At 44.0% G+C, this 15,701-nt stretch carries 14 protein-coding genes; 7 read left to right on the forward strand and 7 right to left on the reverse strand.

All coding sequences use genetic code 11. The features are described 5' to 3' along the window. The first annotated feature begins 388 nt into the window (after positions 1-388). Positions 389-736, forward strand: a complete 348-nt coding sequence (locus L3V31_RS01830) for a RidA family protein (protein WP_237314235.1) — start codon at positions 389-391, stop codon at positions 734-736. A gap of 54 nt (positions 737-790) precedes the next feature. Here L3V31_RS01830 and L3V31_RS01835 read toward each other — a convergent pair whose 3' ends face one another. From L3V31_RS01835 to L3V31_RS01845, 3 genes are all read right to left on the reverse strand, one after another. Beyond that, positions 791-1,543, reverse strand: coding sequence for an alpha/beta hydrolase (locus tag L3V31_RS01835; protein WP_237314237.1), 753 nt, complete (start codon positions 1,541-1,543; stop codon positions 791-793). Between the two features lie 286 nt (positions 1,544-1,829). Beyond that, on the reverse strand, positions 1,830-2,255 hold the full coding sequence (locus L3V31_RS01840; protein ID WP_237314239.1) for a DoxX family protein: 426 nt from the start codon (positions 2,253-2,255) through the stop codon (positions 1,830-1,832). Positions 2,256-2,430: 175 nt separating this feature from the next. Further along, on the reverse strand, positions 2,431-3,318 hold the full coding sequence (locus tag L3V31_RS01845) for a LysR family transcriptional regulator (protein ID WP_267135864.1): 888 nt from the start codon (positions 3,316-3,318) through the stop codon (positions 2,431-2,433). 94 nt (positions 3,319-3,412) lie between these two features. Between L3V31_RS01845 and L3V31_RS01850 the strand changes: the two genes are divergently transcribed. Next, positions 3,413-3,727: a multidrug efflux SMR transporter gene (locus L3V31_RS01850; RefSeq protein ID WP_237314243.1), complete on the forward strand. Its 315-nt coding sequence runs from the start codon at positions 3,413-3,415 to the stop codon at positions 3,725-3,727. A gap of 78 nt (positions 3,728-3,805) precedes the next feature. Here L3V31_RS01850 and L3V31_RS01855 read toward each other — a convergent pair whose 3' ends face one another. Next, positions 3,806-4,630, reverse strand: coding sequence for a LysR substrate-binding domain-containing protein (locus L3V31_RS01855; protein ID WP_237314245.1), 825 nt, complete (start codon positions 4,628-4,630; stop codon positions 3,806-3,808). A 116-nt stretch (positions 4,631-4,746) separates the two neighbouring features. On the opposite strand from L3V31_RS01855, the gene L3V31_RS01860 reads away from it, so the two are divergent. Further along, complete coding sequence (locus tag L3V31_RS01860) at positions 4,747-5,394, forward strand: glutathione S-transferase family protein (protein ID WP_237314247.1); 648 nt, start codon at positions 4,747-4,749, stop codon at positions 5,392-5,394. Positions 5,395-5,459: 65 nt separating this feature from the next. On the opposite strand, the gene L3V31_RS01865 is transcribed toward L3V31_RS01860, so the two are convergent. Next, entirely contained in the window at positions 5,460-6,956 is a 1,497-nt protein-coding gene (locus L3V31_RS01865) for a CoA-acylating methylmalonate-semialdehyde dehydrogenase (RefSeq protein WP_237314249.1), read from the reverse strand. Positions 6,957-6,979: 23 nt separating this feature from the next. Continuing rightward, entirely contained in the window at positions 6,980-8,440 is a 1,461-nt protein-coding gene (locus L3V31_RS01870) for an aspartate aminotransferase family protein (protein ID WP_275949711.1), read from the reverse strand. Positions 8,441-8,683: 243 nt separating this feature from the next. Between L3V31_RS01870 and L3V31_RS01875 the strand changes: the two genes are divergently transcribed. Continuing rightward, the gene (locus tag L3V31_RS01875; protein ID WP_237314251.1) at positions 8,684-9,598 is read left to right on the forward strand and encodes a LysR family transcriptional regulator; all 915 of its coding nucleotides are present in this window, start codon (positions 8,684-8,686) and stop codon (positions 9,596-9,598) included. 263 nt (positions 9,599-9,861) lie between these two features. Then, positions 9,862-11,061, forward strand: a complete 1,200-nt coding sequence (locus tag L3V31_RS01880; protein WP_237314252.1) for a type III PLP-dependent enzyme — start codon at positions 9,862-9,864, stop codon at positions 11,059-11,061. A gap of 128 nt (positions 11,062-11,189) precedes the next feature. Here the strand turns inward: L3V31_RS01880 and L3V31_RS01885 are convergent, their stop codons facing one another. Continuing rightward, on the reverse strand, positions 11,190-12,113 hold the full coding sequence (locus L3V31_RS01885; RefSeq protein ID WP_237314254.1) for an OmpA family protein: 924 nt from the start codon (positions 12,111-12,113) through the stop codon (positions 11,190-11,192). 698 nt (positions 12,114-12,811) lie between these two features. On the opposite strand from L3V31_RS01885, the gene L3V31_RS01890 reads away from it, so the two are divergent. After that, positions 12,812-13,270 carry an exoribonuclease R gene (locus L3V31_RS01890; protein ID WP_237314256.1) on the forward strand — a complete coding sequence of 153 codons (459 nt, stop codon included), beginning with the start codon at positions 12,812-12,814 and terminating at the stop codon, positions 13,268-13,270. A gap of 865 nt (positions 13,271-14,135) precedes the next feature. After that, entirely contained in the window at positions 14,136-15,701 is a 1,566-nt protein-coding gene (locus L3V31_RS01895; RefSeq protein ID WP_237314258.1) for a M6 family metalloprotease domain-containing protein, read from the forward strand.

Consider the following 15,701-nt stretch of genomic DNA (forward strand, 5'->3'; position numbering starts at 1 on the left):
GGTCGCCATTTTTGTGTCTGTCAGCAATAAAACCATCAAATACCGCCCTAGCTTACCTATTGGTTGTCTTAACAATGTTCGGCTGATACAAGCTGTAGGGCACAGTTTAAGTAAAGCCACTTTTGATCTCTATAAGAGAAAATGGATCCAACAACAGAAAAGAAAGAGCTTTACTACTGAGCGGGGCGATATGTAGATGCTTGATAAAACTTGCGTCTTTATTGCTGCGATGTTGTACCAACAAGCTATTAAAAAAGCGAAAAATGACGTATTGGCGTTGAAGGAGGGCTGTTAGCTAACGCTATATTTGGTTAGTATGCGTAACGCAAACTCTATATAAATTTACAATTACTAATTATTGCAGTTAAAGCTGTTAAAAAGGAAACCAATGACAATTGAAAGAATAGAGTCCACAGAACGTATGAGTCGTATTGTTAAACACAACGGCACAATTTATCTTTGTGGTCAGACTGCCGGCGATGCGGCGTGGGATATTACTGAGCAAACTCAACGCTGCTTGGATAAGATTGATGCCTTACTTGAAACAGCGGGCAGTCATCGAGATAAACTCTTATCCGTTACTATCTACCTTCGCGACATGAAAGACTTTGCCGAGATGAACAAAGTATGGGACGCTTGGGTAGCAAATGGTGAAAAACCTGCACGAGCGTGCGTTGAAGCTCGCATGGCAAGAGACGTTATTCTAGTAGAAATGTCGGTGATCGCCGCTCAATAGTCTATAAATACTTAGCAATATTGCACTTATCAAGACACGTCAACGCCACCTAACCTAGGGTGGCGTTTGTCCTTCTACATCCAATTTTAAATACCGAATCACTTTGTAAGCTAACCATTCAGGGTTATCCAATGGAATGTCGTGACCATCACTATGGTTGTAGATGATCGGCATGTTCCAAGCCTTCGCAGGGGCTTCCGTCGCGGTATAACTAACTAGGTTATCTTCGAGAGATGAGATAAACAGAATTTCGTTTACTGGTTTACTCGCCCTGAATTTCATAGCCGCAAATAGTTGCCGAAACAGGTTCATCGCCGTGGTTGGGTAAAGCTTACTCAACATCACCCAATCATCAATTACCGTTTCGCTTAACGGTTTATTAGATACCATGGAGTAAATGATCGACTCTTTTCGCTCAGGGCGAGACAGCAATGCTTTAATGATTTTGAAATAGTTCGTGGGCTTTAACCGCTGATAAAAGGGGCTCAAATCTCGACTACTGGTGTTAATACAAATGACCCGCCTTACCTGATTGGGGTACAGTTCTGCCCATTTCAGCGCAATCATTCCCCCCATCGAAATCGCGATAATATCTACTTGAACATTTGTTGCTAGTTGAAAGCGTATACTCTCTACCATTTCCTCTATTGAACATGGTGATTTTTCTTCCGAAAGTGAACCAGTGCCGGGGATGTCCACAGCAATAACTCTCTGGTTAGGAAGGAGTTCATTCAACAACTGTGAAAACTCGCCCCAATGGTATTGACCGCGAAAGAGTCCTCTAATTAAGACGATGTCATTACTCATGAAGCTTTTTCCCTAATCTTCTCGATCGTTTAGTCGCCATAATATTGCCTAAAACACCATTACACGGGAGTACACAAATTTACTTTTATACAGTGTAGTAGCCTGATAAAAAGAGGAGTTAAATATTTTGAGCCAAAGATACGCGGCGAAAGACATGAAGCTAAAAAGAGGCAGACTCGAACTATCGCAGTCATTATGATAAAGACAAACACTAAAAAACATCTGATTAGTACAAATAAAGCCGGGTATTTTCCCAGCTTTATAAAGAGTGCTCAGGAGTAAATAATTACTGTGCGTCTGGCTTCAATGCGTACTTTCCTGAACCAAGAAACATAATCGCAATTGAAGCAAACAAATAAACACCAATGCCTTCAACTGCCCAAGCACCATGTTTATTTAAGGATAACAAATCCCCCATGTTTAAAAGGTAGACAACCATTAAACAAGTGCCAATAACAACAACGGAAGCCAAGCGAGTATATAAGCCAATAATCATCAAGATGGGCGCAACCACTTCTCCTAAATACACCCCATATGCGACAAAAGCAGGCAAACCGTGATCGACCAACAAACCTTGTATAAAGTCCGTACCGCCAACCACTTTGTGGATGCCGTGCAACAAAAATAGGAATGCAAAACTGACACGCAACACCAATTTACCCACATCGGGTTTCGCCAAAAGTCTGTCTATAAAATGAAATAGTTCACCCATAACCACTGCCCTTTTTATGTCTAATAATATTCAATATAGAGGTTTAGAAAGATGATCATCAGCTTAAAACATTAACAAACCCCATCAATTTTTCCGAACAATATCATTGATATAAATCAATTTAGTCAGACGCGTACTGCGATATGAGGATGCCTTATTGCATATTTATCAGGGTTTAGGTTGAGGGTGTAAATATTTGTTTGAGCTCGTCAAATAACCACTGAAATACTGGCCCGTTCATTCTGCCCTTTTTAAAGACTAAATCGACGGGTGCATTCCAAGGCTTATGGTCAAAGGCGACTTTAATTTTGTGTAATTCACCTAAATCGATTAAATCATTCACCAAAAAAGAGGGCAAATAAGCCCAACCTACCTGCTGCTTCACTAGCTCCAACGCACTGTAGTGACTAGAGCTCCACCAAACTTTGGGTGCGATGCTGATCAAGGCTTGAGATTCTACTTTTGATTTACCTCGGATCGCGAGTTGGCGGTACGGGGCGAGATCTGATTGTAACTCGACATCAATATCGGCCAACGGATAATCTGGGTGGCAAACTGGAAGGTAATCAATACTTCCCACGTAACAGAAATCGACCTGCTTGATGACTTCCAGTTCGGTAAACATGACCCCGATATCCACATCTCCATTTGCCACTTCAGTGGAAATATCGCCAGACGCTAAGCTCAGTACATCGATTTGAATTGTCGGAAATTGGTTATCTAAACGCTTAAATAAGTCTGCGAACTTTGAATTATATACCCCGTCGTCGATGGCTATCGTCAGTTGGCTTTCTTCCATTCTTTCAATGGATTGAGCAATCTTTTCGAATTCGTCTGCCTGCGCCAACAAGTTTTTCGCACTGCGTATTAAACGTTCACCAGCAGGGGTTAACTTTGGGCTTCTGGACGAACGATCAAACAATTCGATGCCTAAATCAATCTCTAAGGTACTGATACCATGACTAACCGCAGATTGAACTTTACCCATTTTTCTTGCACAGGCAGAAAACGACCCTAGCTCCGCAGAGAGCACTAACATCCTAACTTGTTCCAAACTTAACATATGAAAAAAATCGATAGTTATTAACTTTTATCTATCATAATAATCGATACCATAGCCTGCAAATGTTTTTCCTTTGTCTAATTAGGTGGAGTTTATGAGCTGGTTATATTTAGTTTTAGCTGGTCTTACGGAAATTGGATGGCCAGTTGGATTGAAAGTTGCTCAATCTGGGCACAAGGTGTTAGGGATAACAATGGCAGTGGTATTCATGGCGATAAGCGGCGCGTTGCTATTTGCAGCGCAGCGAGCGATCCCTATGGGTACCGCATACGCAGTTTGGACAGGCATTGGCGCAGCCGGAACATTTCTTGTCGGCGTTTATTTCTATGGAGACCCGACTTCCATGGTTCGCTACATCGGTATCATGCTGATTTTGTCTGGCGTGGCGATGTTGAAGCTCGGTCACTAGTGAGCCAAAGCATTAACGCAGCCCTTATAAAGCACGCGTTAATGCTTATCTAAACATCAAATGAAGTTCTTTTCTCAATCAAAGAAAAGTCGCGATGGTCAGGTCGAACGAACTGAGCAATGGGTGCGGCGTTACTCCAGAAACTAACACGATGTCGACCGCAGGCAACGGTGGCATATTATCTAGAATATGTAGGTCGTTTGAGACACTTAATCGTCCCATGGCACCAATGGCCAGCCCCTCTCGAACTATCGCCCTTTGGGCAGACGCGGTATTACAACAGGCTAACAGTTGGTAAGAGATACCTCTTTTTGTTAAACCATCAATTGCAGCAGCGTGGTATTTGCAATCTGGCTGGAAAAGCGCGAGTGGTAAAGGCTTAGCCGTATCCACTTGGTAATCCTGACTCGCAATCCACACCCCTTTATCGTGGGCAAGCCAATGTCCTTCCTCACTTTCAGCGGCGCGCGTGAGTATAGCGGCGTCGATTTTGCCTTCATCTAGCCACTCTCTCAAAGTGACACTGGGTTGACTGAACACTTGAATGGAACAGGTTGGTTCAGCCTTTTTTAGAATCGCGATGACTTTCGGCAGAATGGCGTCGTTATAGTCTTCCGGACAGCCTAACCTCAGTGGCAGCTTATCTTGATAACGGCGCACCTGTTTCACCGCTTTGTTGTGTAAAGCGACCAGTTGCTCAGCATGAGCTCGTAACGCAAGGCCAGCTTCGCTGAGCACCAGATTACGTCCTTCTTTTACAAACAGGCGAATATTCAGTTCATCTTCCAACTTACGCATCTGAGCACTGAACGCCGACTGGGTTCGATTAATTTGCTTCGCTGCTCGGGTAAAACTGCCCGTTTCTGCAAATGCCAGAAGGCTTCTTAAAGCATCAATATCCATACTAAGCTTATCTATCGGTTTTATTAATGTGTCCCATCAAAACTATCCGTTAGTTTTCGATAAAACAATCTATTATCGTAAATGTTCCAAACCATCACTCAAAAAAGGAAGCATGGATGAAACTTTATATCGGCAATCAAAACTACTCGAGCTGGTCTCTCAGAGCATGGCTTATCTTCATGCAATACGACATCGATGTTGAGATCCAAAAAATCAGACTGTTCACGGACGAGTTTTATAACACACTAGAGGACATTACACCGACCGCCAAGGTGCCCACTTTGGTTGGTGATGATGTTACCGTGTGGGACTCACTGGCGATTCTCGAGTACGTAAACGAAGCTTTCCTAGATGGTAAGGCATGGCCTCAACCTCTTTCTGAGCGAGCCAAAGCAAGAGCAATATCTGCAGAAATGCATTCCGGATTTATGGCACTACGTAACGAAATGCCAATGAACTGTCGTGCGAATAGAACGGTATCTTTGAGTAAAGACGCGCTTAAAGACATCGAACGCATTGACCAAATCTGGTCACTACAAATGGAACAATACCCGGATGGTTGGTTATTTGGAGAATGGTCGATTGCGGACGCTATGTATGCACCTGTGGTACTGCGCACGCTTACTTATGGCATCAAACTGTCAGATAAGGCAACCCAATACCAGCAAAAAGTTCTGAATAGCGACACCATGCAGCGCTGGCTAGCGGAAGCCAACCTTGAAACGGATATCGTCGAAGAAGATGAAGCGGGTGAGCCGATCTAGCCTGCTTATCACCAATCCCCCAGCGAAAAAGCTAGGGGATAGGTAATTAACTCAAGAAATAAGCGCTATTTATTGCTTGGGAATGCAAATTGCGCAGTTTCGTTGGTTTGCGGCTTTGGCCATCTCTGAGTAATGGATTTACGACGAGTGTAGAAGCGCACGCCGTCAGGACCATACGCATGGAGATCGCCGAACAACGAACGTTTCCAGCCACCAAAGCTATGGTAAGCCACCGGGACAGGAAGCGGTACGTTTACACCAACCATGCCCGCTTCAACTTCGTCACAGAAAATCTCTGCCGTTTCACCATCGCGTGTAAAGATGCAAGTCCCGTTACCAAACTCATGTTGGTTAATAAGCTGAATTCCCTCTTCAAGGGATTTAACTCGCACCACACACAGCACAGGACCAAAGATTTCATCAGTGTAAATCTTCATGTCTGGTGTCACTTTGTCGAACAAGCTGCCACCAATAAAGTAGCCAGTAGAGAAGTCAGGAACCGAAAGACCGCGGCCATCGACGACTAATTCAGCACCTGCCTCAACACCACTTTCAATATAACCAGAAACCTTCTCTAGATGCTCTTTCGCAATCACTGGTCCCATGTCCACCGAGTTCTGAGTAAAAGCTCCGACTCTCAGTTCCTGAATCAACGGGGTCAATTCTTTAACCAAATTATCTGCGACTTCATCACCCACACACACCGCAACCGAAATCGCCATACAGCGTTCACCACAGGAGCCAAATGCTGCCCCCATCAGTGAGTTGATGGTGCTCGAAACTTCAGCGTCCGGCATAATGATCGCATGATTTTTTGCACCGCCAAGCGCCTGAACACGTTTACCGCGCTTAGTGCCTTCCGAATATATATATTCCGCAACAGGCGTCGACCCTACAAAGCTCATTGCTTTCACTTCCGGCGCTTCGATCAGTGCATCGACAACCTCTTTACCACCATTTACCACGTTTATTACGCCATTTGGTAAACCCGCTTCATGTAATAGCTCAACGATAAACAAAGTAGAAGCTGGTACCTTCTCTGACGGTTTGAGAATAAAACAGTTACCGCAAACAATCGCGAGAGGGTACATCCAAAGCGGTACCATCGCAGGAAAGTTAAATGGTGTGATACCAGCAACGATGCCGACTGGTTTATGGTCACTCCATGCGTTAATGCCCGGTCCTGTTCCTCGGGTGTATTCGCCTTTCAATAACTCTGGCGCACCACACGCGTATTCCACATTCTCGATACCACGCTGAAGCTCGCCGAGAGAATCATCTATCGTTTTACCATGCTCTTCACTGATTAAACGCGCGATTTGATCTTGATTCGCTTCCAAGAGGTCTTTGAACGCAAACATGATTCGCGCTCTTTTTAGCGGTGGTGTTTTACTCCATGCAGGGTAAGCGCGTTTTGCTGCATCTACTGCCTGACTCACAGTTTTAGACGTGCCCATTTCGACTTGGCGAATCGGCTCCCCCGTCGCTGGGTTGTAAACATCAATCGTCGAACCTGAATGTGAGAACTTGTCTCCGTCAATAAAGTGAGAAATAACTTCCATGCTTTGACTTCCTTTCTTAATTTTTAATTTAGTTGATTCAATGTCTCGTAAACCGCGTCAAATAGGCGCTCTAGGTCATCAGCTTTGGCATTAAAATTTGGACCGAATTGAATCGTGTCGCCACCAGAACGTACATAAAATCCTTTGTCCCATAAATCTAATGTACATTCGAATGGCCTAATGGTTGGATCATTGTCTCTTGGTGCGATCTGAATCGCTCCGGCTAAGCCGCAATTTCTGATGTCGAGAACATGGTTTGCACCTTTAATCGCATGCAGTTTATTTTCAAAAATCGGTGCCAGCTCGCTCGACTGTTGAATCAACGCATCTTTTTCTAATAGATCTAGTGTTGCCAATCCTGCGGCACATGCGACGGGATGGGCGGAATAGGTATAACCATGAGCAAACTCGATCATATGAGGAGGTAAGTCCTGCTCCATAAATGCCTGATAGATTTCGTGGGACGTAATCACTGCCCCCATTGGGATTGCACCATTGGTAAGCTGTTTCGCGGTATTCATGATATCTGGCGTCACACCAAAATACTCAGCGCCAGTCCAGCATCCCATACGTCCGTATGCGGTAATGACTTCATCAAAGATCAGCAGGATGTCATGCTGGTCACAGATTTCACGCAGACGCTGTAGGTAACCTTTTGGTGGCACAATCACACCAGCAGAGCCCGACATAGGTTCCACAATGATGGCGGCAATATTTGATGCGTCGTGAAGTTCAATGAGCTTCAAAAACTCATTCGCAAGCGCCACTCCACCCGTTTCCGCGCAACCTTTTGTAAAGGCTAAATCAGGTTGCAGAGTGTGAGGAATATGGTCTGCATCAAACAACTGACCAAATGTCTTTCTATTGCCGCCAATGCCACCCAGGCTAGTGCCACCAACATTAACACCATGATAGCCACGGGCTCGACCAATCAGCTTAGTTTTCGACGCTTTGCCTTTTACGCGCCAATACGCTCTTGCCAACTTAAGTGATGTGTCGGCGCATTCCGAGCCCGAACCAGTGAACAATACATGCTCGAGTCCTTGTGGCATTTTCTCGACGATTTTCTCCGCCAACTTGAACGAGAGTTCGTGACCAAATTGAAACGCTGGCGAGTAATCGAGAGTACCTAACTGTTCAGCGACCGCTTTTTGTATCTCTTGACGACCATGTCCAGCGCCACATGTCCACAGCCCAGACAGTGAGTCATAGATATCACGACCATTGGCATCTTTGAGCCAAGAACCTTGAGCTTGAGTGATGATGCGGGGGTTTTGGTGAAAGCTGCGATTGGAGGTAAATGCCATCCAATGAGCAGAAAGATCTTTATCTATTCCGTCTTGTGCAAATTTGTAGTTACTCATCGCTATACCATCCTTGTAGTGACCAGGGTCTGTTGACCTTTCGCGGTTAAATTTTGTTCGAGATAAAAGCGTTTTAATCGCGGCGAGAGGCGGACGGCTAGTCGTTTGTAGCCTAGTCATTCTAAGCAAACACCTCTCAACAAAGAGTAAAACGCTTTTAGCCGAACCCTTCGGGCAGCGTTTGTGGGTCCTTTCTACTGTGTTATCGGCTTATCAGGTAGGTCAACTACATTTCAAAGCCTCTGCCTTGTATAAAGAACCCACAAACTGCTGCAAAAATCAGCTCGAAAGGTCAACAGACCCTTTATTTATTTTTAGCACATGAGTATGTTAAGTAGATTATAAATTTACTTTACGTTAGTTATGAAAAAGCTCAACCATAAAAGCAAAAGTGTCATCAACCAGATCACCGACTTTGATATCAAACTGATCCGCCTGTTTAAAACCGTTGTCGAGTGCGGCAGTTATACCGCCGCTGAGCCCGTTCTTGGCATTACAAAATCAGCGATATCGCTACAAATGAGTGACCTTGAAAAACGTCTTAATATGAAGCTTTGTCATCGAGGACGAGGCGGTATCACCCTAACAGACGAAGGCGAAGCGGTATTAGAATCCGCCGATATTTTGCTTGCTTCGATTGAGCAATTTCGCAATGACGTAAACCAGATCAATAATGAGCTTCGTGGTGAGCTCAATATCGCACTAGTCAATAATCTAGTCACTCAACCGCACATGAAGATAACCCGCGCGCTAAAGTACATCCGCAAGATGAGCGAGAAAATAAATATCAACATCACGATGTCGACCCCAGCAGATATCGAAAAAGGTTTAATCGACGGACGGTTTCACGTTGGTGCATTCCCTGCGAATAACAAAAGCAATAACTTCGATTACCGTACTTTGTATAACGAAAGTTATCACCTTTACTGCAGTCATGAACATCCATTTTTTAGCGAAAGCGATCGGGAGATAGAACGTCTTAAACAGACCAATTCCGTTATAACAAGGCACAGAATGTCTCCCGAAGTCACCGACCTGTACCAAAAGCTAAAATGCTCGGCGACGGCATCCGATCACGAAGGTATCGCTTTCCTTATATTGACAGGGACTTACATTGGGTTTTTACCGCAGCATTACGCCGATTATTGGTGCAATAAAGGCCAAATGCGTCCTCTGTTCCCCGATACGTTTCACTTCAGTTCCGATATCTCATTGGTGACCAGAAGTGGGTTAAAACACAACCAAATTCTCGATAAATTCCTAGAAATCATAGAGTAAACATTAATTAATAAACGTTATCCTGACGATAAAAAACTTGTTCTTTATTTGCTGTATTTTTTATTGCGCATGAAAACTTATGACCTTAATATCGCGCTGCTTCTTGATGATAGCCAATCCGAGTACATCACAGCAGTTTTGTGGCAAGGCGATAGAGCAACTATCCAAGAGTTTCTTTGACGGCGGTAACCCCGCTCTTATTGACGCTCCACTTTTCATCATAATGCCCATGAAAAGTGTCTACTTAACTTTGGAGGTTTGCTATGGCTCATTCTGCGTCTGTACTCGGTTTTCAATCTTTTTCTTCTCCGGCTTTACCAGCGGAGACGGTCGATCTTATTCAAACATCTGTTGAACAATTTGGCGCGCCATTGTTAATGCTCGACTGCGATATGGTTCGTAAAAATTACCGAGCACTAAGCCAAGCACTACCGAATGTCACTCTGCACTTTGCATTGAAGCCATTGCCTCATCCAACGGTGGTAAAAACCCTATTGGAAGAAGGCGCAAGTTTCGATTTGGCGACGTCTGGTGAAGTAGACTTAGTGAAACAACAAGGCGTACCAGCAGATCGCACGATTCACACTCACCCTATTAAACGTGACCGTGATATTCGTGATGCGTTAGCGTATGGCTGTCATGTGTTTGTTGTTGATAACCTGAACGAGCTAGAAAAGTTCAAAGCGTACAGCCACAAAGTAGAACTCCTTGTGCGTTTGAGCTTCCGTAACTCAGACGTATTTGCCGATTTATCGAAAAAATTCGGTTGTACACCAGAGCAGGCACTCAACATCATCGAAACGGCGAAAGAGTGGAATATTCGTATTAAGGGACTGTCGTTCCATGTTGGTTCACAAACGATGAACCCACAGAAATACGTTGATGCAATCCGTACTTGTAAGCAAGTGATGGATGAAGTTGTGGCTCGCGGTTTACCAGCATTGAGTACACTGGATATTGGCGGTGGCTTCCCGGTTTCTTACTCAGATAAAGTGATGCCAATTGATGAGTTCTGCATACCGATTAACGAAGCGTTAAACGAGTTGCCAGAAACGGTACAGGTTATTGCAGAACCAGGTCGCTTTATTGTTGCAGAGTCAGTAACCAGTGTGGCATCGGTAATGGGTCAAGCAGAGCGTGACGGCCAAATGTGGTACTACCTAGATGATGGTATTTACGGCTCATTCAGCGGTTTGATGTTTGATGACGCGCAATACCCGTTGGTGACGCTGAAGCACGAAGGCGAGTACTTACCAAGTGTGTTGTCTGGCCCAACTTGCGACAGCATTGATGTGATCGCAGAAAACGTGATGTTACCGAAATTAGAAAACGGCGACTTGATCATTGGCCGTATGATGGGCGCTTATACCAGTGCAACGGCAACGGATTTTAACTTCTTCAAACGTGCTCAAACGATTGTGATTAACGAGCGTGATGAGCGCAGCCAACGTCTGTTTGGTTAATAATAAATAGATATGCAATCAAAAAGCTCCCAACTACGGGAGCTTTTTCTTTGATAAGAGCAACAGATTAATCAAAAGGAGTAACAAAATCGCCTTTTGAACTCTGACTTATGGATAAAATATTTATCCTAGTTCAATGTGATCTGAACAGAACGCTCAAGCTGTGCGTTATTACCATCAGTCAACGGTTGTTGGTTCGCAACACCAGAAGTGTGGATGCGTTCAGCTTCAATACCTTGATCGATCATGTATTGTGCAACGTACTGAGCACGCTCATTTGAAACACGTTCGTTGGTCAGCGCTGAACCAGTAGAATCCGTGCGACCCACGATTTCTGCATTTAACTCAGGGTTGTTGCGCATTGTGGTGATCACTTCCTCAAGGTTGTAACGACCGTAGTCATTTACATCAACCTGGCCAACTTGGTAAGGGAGCGTGTAAGTAGAGCGAGAAGTTTGAGTCACTTCTTTCACCACTTCTACTGGTACTTCAACTTTTTCCTCAACGACTAAAGGTGTTTCAGGTTGGCCGAATTTGTATGTCATACCCCAGTATACTTGGCTAAGATCTAGGTCGTGACCATTTTTAGCTTCAAGATTGTTGTAGTAGTCGTAACCAATTTTTGTTGTTACAGCATTAGTCAGTTGGTATTCAAGACCTACGCCTGCAGTACCACTAAAGCTGTCAGTTTTTAGCTCGCTACCATCAGCAAAGATGTACGTTGCACCAAGCTTACCGAACATAGACAAGTTGTCAGTAAAGTACAGGTTTCCTTTCATGCCTAATGTGCCAAGGTGCAGTTCTGCATCGCTTAGGTTATGCATGTAATCGTAGCTACCGTAGAGACCAAAATGCTTACCGAAGTCGTAACCCATTTCAAGTTTAGGGCTAAGTACTTCGCTTTCTCCAGCATCAGTATCAGATAGACCCATACCAGCTGCTGCGCCCAGCCAGAATCCAGATTTATCAATATTTTGATCTAGGTTTGCAGCGTTTGCCACTGATACGCCACCAGCTAACATAATTGCTAGCGTAACTGCTTTTAATTTCATAGAAATTCCTGCGCTTATTAGATATGTTATTAATCGACTATTTATTCAATGATTTCGTTTTTTATAAACCTTAATCAAGAAAAACTAGCCTTAAGAATTGAAGCGCATGCTATATGAATATTGAGGTTTAATTAACAAACTCAGTTTATCTTTGATATAAACTAAATTTATCAAACCTGGCCACATTAATTTTTTTAATCACTTCGAAAACGAATAATACACTCAACAAATAAAAACTTAATTTTTTGTTTAAATTTCCATCAAAATTAAACAATTACCTTCCTGATAGGTTAATAGATCACATTTTTGAAATTATACTTTCCATAACTGTAACTACATGAGTTTCAGATTTTTCTTACATAAACCCATGGCGATAAATTTAAAAGCTATCTTAAGAAAGTTTTAGAACACAGGGGAATTTTAAATATTCCGTATATACGTATGTCGGGATTAAACGTTTTTCTAATAATACAAAGGGCGTATTATTTACATCCTTTGTTTTTGTGCCTTTAGCAGTTCCTGTAAAAATTTTAGTCAGTTATAAATGACATTGATATGAGAGATTTGATGGCAAGCCAATTCGGTACTCACACAGAACTTCTCGGTTCCGAACGATACGCGAAAATAAACAGTGGAAATCCAAGCCTCAGCACTTAGAATGCAACAACAGAAACTGATGACCAAACTAGAGTGATTTTATGCTTCGTGATTACACCTTCGATTGTCTTGTAACCATGCCTCGTCATGAGCTGGAAGAGTTTAGTGCTCGTATGATCAGCAAAATGGTGCCAGAAGACGTGATGAATGAGCTGTTTACTTTTGATCAAGAAGAAGTGGATAGTGAAGATCGCATGTTGTCTGCCCGCCTTGATGCAATGCTGCGGATGACAGCAATTGCGCTGAGTGAAGTTCAACAAGCTTTTGATGACTCAGAGCACGCGAAGCAAAACAGTGAGAGAATGACGCGATTAATCCTTTGGCATTTCTACGCGATCTCATTTCGTTTGGAAGAAGCCATCACTCTTGAAACGCATTGTGCGCAAGTTGAAAAACTACTTGAAGACACCCCGACGGATGTATTTATGTGGGTTAAAACACTGACAGATCTCCTACACACTTATGCAGAGCTCAATGCAAAACTAAGCCCTCAAGACTAAGTTTGTTTTGTTCTTTTCAGAATGATTGGAAGAAGGTGGATCATCGGTTCACCTTCTTACAACTCCGTTCTACGTCACTGCCAGTTTAATCAGGGCCCCTACCTTGCTAGAAAGTCACGTATAGCTCAGGAGCTCATCCCCCAACCATGTCTGCTGCATACATTGCCATTAGGACGTTCTGAACAGTCTTAGCCCCTGTTTTCAACAAAAAAATCAATAAATTTTTTCCTTGTGATAACAATCTGAGCAACCAGAAAATTAATCTCGACATTGATACTATTTGCATATTAAGCGCTAGCAATCTGGAACCACGCAAAAAAGCTAAATAAACCTCTACGCACCTACCCATATGCAACTATGCTCATTTTTAAATTCTCGTTTTAACGTCTACCAATTACTTAAAAAATATCTTTTATTTTTTGCCGTCTCAATGTTATTGAGCATTTACACACTTGCTCAATATTATCGTCCTTAACTGCTCGTTTTAACCCATTTTCAGAGCCCCAGCGGTCTTGTCAAACCAGGCTGTAGCCCTTGCTGCATTTGACTTGCCTCTTGTCTTGACCAAAGCTTTATGCGCGTAGTTGAGTAAAGTATAAATAAGACAAATCTTGCAGATATCCTGCAATTGCAGGGACAGTCGGAGTAGTAACGTTCCTCGTCTCATGTCCATTGGGTTAGCCAGTGATTACGACACCATGAGTACATAAGGACGTTTTAACGTGAAGGTCACAAGTCATGCTCTTATTTCAGGCTGAATCAGCTGCTTCATTTGGTAACGAGCTTGCCCTTGTAAGCACGTACTATCGTTCTGGCCAAGCAGTTAAAAGATAACCAGAAATCGAACGTAATATATTGAAACCAAATGGCAAAAGGAATTTATATTATGTGTAGAGATTTATGTATTATGCCTCCGGATCCGGAGCTGCATAACAAGATAGACAAGTCCAAGGATGCTTTCTTACACGGTAGCCTACTGGACCAGGTCGATCAGGTCGACTTACTTGATATGCGTACTTATACGCTTATCACCGGACGCCCGGCAAAAACCCGTTCTCATAACCACACTCTTGAGTCGGCTCCGGTAACCGGAGTGCGACGGGCATTAGTGTTGCTCGTCGACTTCACAGATAAAACCGCCACGCAACCACAAAGTCACTTTAATAACCTGCTGTTTTCACTCGGTGGCAACAGTATGCGTGAATACTATCGTGAAGTGTCCTACAACAAGTTAGATGTACAGGGCCAAGTATCTGGCAGCGGCCCAACCGCCGGATGGTATCGAGCGCCGCAGCCAAAAAGTTATTACACCAATAACGATTTTGGCTTTGGCAGCTACCCACGCAATGCTCAAAAACTGGTGGAGGATGTGATTGATCTGGCTGCACCTCATGTCAACTTCTCCAACTACGACAACAGTGGCAACGGCAGGGTGGAAGCCCTGGTGATCATTTGCGCTGGCATCGGCGGCGAACAATCTGGTGATAAAGATGACATATGGTCACATAAATGGAGCATCTCACCCAAGAACGTAGATGGTGTGGTGGTCGATCGCTATTTTATGGCACCAGAAAATGGCCGGGTCGGCGTCATGTCACACGAATTAGGACATCTGTTAATGGGTTGGCCAGATCTGTACGACACCGACTATTCAAGTCGCGGTACTGGTAGATGGGACTTAATGGCAGGAGGCAGTTGGAACAATGGCGGCAACACTCCCGCGCATCCTACAGCTTGGTGTAAGGTACAAGCTGGGTGGACCACCCCTGCGGTGATCTTCAATAGTGCACAGGCCATAAACCTCAAACCCTATAGCGATAACGCACAGGTTTACAAGCTGCCGATCGGTAGCGTCAACAGCAAGGAGTACTTCCTGCTCAGCAACCGCCAAAAAAGCGGTTACGATCAATACTTACCCGGCGAGGGGATGATCATTGAGCATGTGGATGAAAACAAGACCAATAACACCGACGAAAGCCATTATCTGGTCGATATCGAACAAGCCGATGGGCAGCGTCACCTCAATATCAATGCCAATTCAGGCGACAGTAACGACCCCTTCCCATCAGGCAGCAATGATAGCTTCTCCAGCACCTCAACGCCCAACAGCAAAAGTTACAGTGGTGCCGACTCCAAGGTAACAGTCAGCGATATTACTCGCGTCAGCAACAATATCACAGCTAACGTCAATGTCGGCGGTGCTGCGGCGAAAGAATGGAAACACAACGTCGCGGTTTCGCGCACATATGCTACCTACCATGTGAACAATTGCTGGGCCTTCATCGCCGGAGTTGGGTGGCGAAAAATAGACGGTATCAGCAACGATGGCGTCAGTAACGTATTCAACTTATTGGTAAACGCACGTGCATACGATAAGCCCGTTTCAGTACAAATCGACGGCAGTAAAATTTACATCGCGTACATGAATTAG

It is taken from the genome of Vibrio sp. J1-1 (genome assembly GCF_021728395.1).
Taxonomy (GTDB): Bacteria; Pseudomonadota; Gammaproteobacteria; order Enterobacterales; family Vibrionaceae; genus Vibrio.